Genomic DNA, 4,270 nt, shown 5'->3' on the forward strand with positions numbered 1-4,270 from the left:
TGCGGCGCCCCTGCTGCCTAACCGTTTAGCATGACGGGACTACACCAAGCGTCCCCTCATTGTATAGCTGGACCCGCCTGCGGCTGGAAACCACCACCCTCAGCCGCTGATTACTGAGGACAAATTGAGTCACACTGGCGGTGTGGCTCAGCTTGCCCAGACTCAGCTCGCCTACCGTCGACAACGACAGGTGAACACCCGTATAGGGAGCAACACAGCGCGCAGGTTCGCGCCTAGCTCTCCAGGTGCTGCTCAGCCCAAGCCACATAGAGGATCACCGTACAGCTGCCAGCGTTCGCCGAAGACCGCATTGATCCGGCAGCGGCGGTTAACCCCATGCGATATGCCACTGCTGGCGAACGATAAAATCCAGCAACTGGCGAGCAGCGCCCAACAGTTGCTGGGGCGGGGAACTGATGTTGACACCAGCCGTAACTTCTCGCCAGGATTGGCAACGTGGTCAACGCTAGCGTCAGGAAAACTCAGGCAAAGCATAGACGTTATCGCGGTCGGTACTGTTAATGGAGTCATTCATTGCTGCAGTGTAGCTCGGCTTGCGTCGCTGGATCCGATCCAGCGGCGAAATTGAGTTATGCGGTGTATGATGCAATCATTGAAAGGCGGGAAATAGGATATACAAAGGCAGCGTGAGCGATATCGCGAATAGACGAGGACATATCACCGCACGCGCATGAGCCTTTTATACGCTAACGGACCAGCTGCCCAAAAATCATGTTTAGGCACAGATGTTCTACACGAGAGCAATTTATACCGTGACTTATACCGCGACCGTCGCTTTAATCGCCGGATGGGGATCATAACCCGTCAGCTCAAAATCCTCGAAGCGGTAATCGAACAATGTTGCCGGACGGCGCTTAATCAGCAGCAGCGGCCGCGGCCGCGGATCGCGGGTCAGTTGCAGGTCCGCTTGCTGCAAATGGTTACTGTAGAGATGAGTATCGCCGCCGGTCCAGACGAAATCACCGACTTGCAAATCACACTGCTGCGCTAGCATGTGCATCAGCAGGGCATAACTGGCAATATTGAACGGCAGGCCGAGGAAAATATCGCACGAACGCTGGTAGAGCTGACACGATAAGATGCCGTTGGCGACATAGAACTGAAACAGCGCATGGCACGGAGCCAGGGCCATTTTGTCTAGATCGCCGACGTTCCAGGCGGAAACGATAATGCGACGGGAATCCGGATCTTGCCTGAGCTGGCGCATCACTTCGGCCAACTGGTCTATCTGGCGTCCGTCGTCAGTCCTCCAGGAGCGCCACTGCCGACCGTACACCGGCCCCAGATCGCCGTTTTCATCCGCCCACTTATCCCAGATGGAAACGTTATTCTGCTGCAAATAAGCAATATTGGTATCTCCATTAAGGAACCACAACAGCTCGTGGATAATCGACCGCAAATGGCAGCGTTTTGTGGTCACCAGCGGGAAACCCTGGCGCAAATCGAAGCGCATTTGATGGCCAAACACTGACAGGGTACCGGTACCGGTACGATCCACTTTCGGCGTACCTTGCACACTCACCATGCGCATCAAATCCAAATATTGTTTCATAATACCTCAGGACATATGTTGCTAGGGACAGCGACGGTACGCCCAGGCCATCATAATCACGCCGGCCAAAATCATCGGCAGCGATAAAATCTGCCCCATGCTGATGATGCCGCTGAACAAGCCTAATTGGACATCCGGCTCGCGGAAAAATTCCACTAGAATGCGAAAGACTCCGTAGCAAATCAGAAACAAACTGGAGACGCTGCCGATAGGCCGCGACTTACGGATAAACAGATTGAGAATAATAAACAGCACCACTCCTTCAAGGAGCATCTCGTAGATCTGGGACGGATGGCGAGGCAGCACGCCATAGCACTCAAACAGCGCTTGCCACTGCGGATTGGCCGGCAGCAGCGCCAAATTTTCCTCCCGGGAGCCGGGAAACAGCATTGCCCATGGCGTATCGGTAGTAACCCGACCCCATAACTCGCCGTTGATAAAATTCCCCAAACGGCCGGCACCCAGGCCGAAGGGCACTGTCGGCGCGACAAAATCGGCCACCTGGAAAAAATGGCGACGGGTACGATGGGAGAACCACAGCATCACCACGATGACGCCTATTAAGCCGCCGTGGAACGACATACCGCCGTCCCAGACCTTAAACAGGTATAGGGGATTATCGAGAAATAGCGGCAGGTTGTAAAACAGCACATAACCGATACGGCCTCCGATAAACACCCCGAGAAAACCGGCATAGAGTAGATTTTCGACTTCTACTTTGCACCAGCCGCTACCAGGGCGGTTCGCGCGCCGTACCGCCAGCCACATGGCAAAGACGAAGCCCACTAGATACATTAGACCGTACCAGTGCAGGGAAACCAGGCCCAGGGAAAAAATCACCGGGTCAAACTGAGGAAAGACCAGATAATGGGTCGTCATTCATCACCACAACGTCGTCGTTTTTGTTATCCGGCCACCGGATGACGCGGCGGCCGCTGTACATGCCACGCAGGCACTTTTCCCGCGCGGCATGAGGTGGTGTATTATAACTGAGGTGGTGTATTATAACATAGCGGCATGACGGCGAGAGTCAGGGGATGTAAATAACCTCCGTCAGATGCAACGATTCCCTGCCCAGCGCCGCCCCAAATCAGGCCACCAAGGTCGATCTGCTCCATGAATGCTGCCGCCTGATAGCGGATTTCGATGCTGTTTTGTGTGCCAATAACCCGCTCCGCTAGCCCCTTGCCTCATTCAGCGCCAAATTGCGCAATAATAAATACTTGCGCAATAATAAGTACTTGATACGCGCTATGCTATAGCCGTTCATACTCAGCGTACAATAGCCCATACCCACTAGCAGCAATGGGCCCATCGTATCGTCAACTAGTTCTCCGCACAAGCTGTAAGTCAGCCCTAGCCGCTCTGACTCTCTAATGGTTTTTTGCAGAACCTTCAGCATGGCTAGATACAGGCTATCGTACATCGCCGCCACCCTGGTATTATTGTGATCCACCGCCAAAAAATACTGTGTTAGGTCGTTGGTGCCGACCGATAGAAAATCTACCCGGCTCATCAGCTCCGACAGCATAAACACCATGGCCGATACTTCCACCATAATACCGATACGCAGCTCTTTGGTAGCGCATAGCCCAGCACGTCCTCAACTTCGCGTCTGGTGCGGTCGATGAGCCGGCGCGCTTCGTCAATATCATCGACACTGGTTATCATCGGCAGCAGAATAATTAAATTGCCGGTGGCGACATTGGCGCGCACATGGATGAGAAAAATCTCCGGCTGGTCAAGAGTAATACAAATACCGCGCCAGCTCAGGCAGGGATTTTTCTCGCTTATCGGCATATAGGGCCGCTATATCGGCGCCGAAGTCCAGGATGCACAGCGTCATCGATTTACCTGGAAACAATTGCAACATTCCTTGATATTGCGCTACCTGCTCCTCTTCCGAGGGAAAGCTGTTTTGCAACAGAAGGGAACTTCCATGCGGTACAAACAGATGCCGTCCACCCGATCGTCGAGGCACTGTTTATATTCCGAGCTCAAATTATATTCCGAGCTCAAACTGGCGTTGAGCATCACCTGGATACGTTCGCCGCTTTTCAGCGCCACGGCTGCTCCATATCATCTTCCGCCAGTCAGGTGAGTTCGCGCTCTTCGCTGACCAGGCGCTGGTACTCCACATTTCTGCACCAGGACAAGCTCAGGATCCACCAGCAGTTCACCGCGGTAGCCGTCGACGATAAGCAAGTGCTGATTAAGCAACAGCGGCTGGATATCGGCACCTATCAAGGTCGGTATCCCCATCGCCGCACTAGAATAGCAGTATGGGAGTTGGCAGCGCCGTCGCGCACCATAATCTCACCAGCTTGTCCTGCGGCACTTCGGCCAGGAGCGCGGCGCTTATAGCTCGTCGGCCACCAGCACGAAGCACGATGACCACTGAATGACATTGCGCGCTATCGTCAAGATGGAACAGAAGTCGTTGGCCGAGCGCCCGCAAATCGCCAGCGCGTTCGCGTAAATAGCTATCGCTTAGCAACGCGAATTGCTCGGAGAAACGTTCAATCACCAACTTCATCGCCCATTCAGCCGCCACGCCGCCGTTGATTTCCGCGAACAGATCGCGTTTCAGGCACGCATCATTGAGCAAATGGCTGTGAACACCGCCGCGCTGTCTTTACTGCGCGCTGGCGGTAAACCACTTGCTCAGACGGCAGAATTCGGCGACGGATTCGTTCA

2 protein-coding genes and 1 pseudogene are annotated in these 4,270 nt (G+C 54.2%); all 3 read right to left on the reverse strand.

The window, feature by feature from the left end; translation table 11 throughout:
- Positions 1-778: 778 nt before the first annotated feature.
- A complete protein-coding gene (gene thyA / locus BG74_RS07840) occupies positions 779-1,573 on the reverse strand; it encodes a thymidylate synthase (protein ID WP_066597658.1) in 795 nt (264 codons plus the stop codon).
- Between the two features lie 21 nt (positions 1,574-1,594).
- The gene (gene lgt, locus BG74_RS07845; RefSeq protein WP_066597663.1) at positions 1,595-2,452 is read right to left on the reverse strand and encodes a prolipoprotein diacylglyceryl transferase; all 858 of its coding nucleotides are present in this window, start codon (positions 2,450-2,452) and stop codon (positions 1,595-1,597) included.
- Positions 2,453-2,556: 104 nt separating this feature from the next.
- Positions 2,557-4,270 (reverse strand): annotated as a pseudogene (ptsP, locus tag BG74_RS19055) (phosphoenolpyruvate--protein phosphotransferase); the annotation flags it as partial.

Origin of the sequence: Sodalis-like endosymbiont of Proechinophthirus fluctus (assembly GCF_001602625.1) — a bacterium.
Taxonomy (GTDB): Bacteria; Pseudomonadota; Gammaproteobacteria; order Enterobacterales; family Enterobacteriaceae.

Bases quoted from the DNA above. Each gene is read 5' to 3' on its own strand.
- thyA (WP_066597658.1), bottom strand. From the start codon at position 1,573: ATGAAACAATATTTGGATTTGATGCGCATGGTGAGTGTGCAAGGTACG.
- lgt (WP_066597663.1), bottom strand. From the start codon at position 2,452: ATGACGACCCATTATCTGGTCTTTCCTCAGTTTGACCCGGTGATTTTT.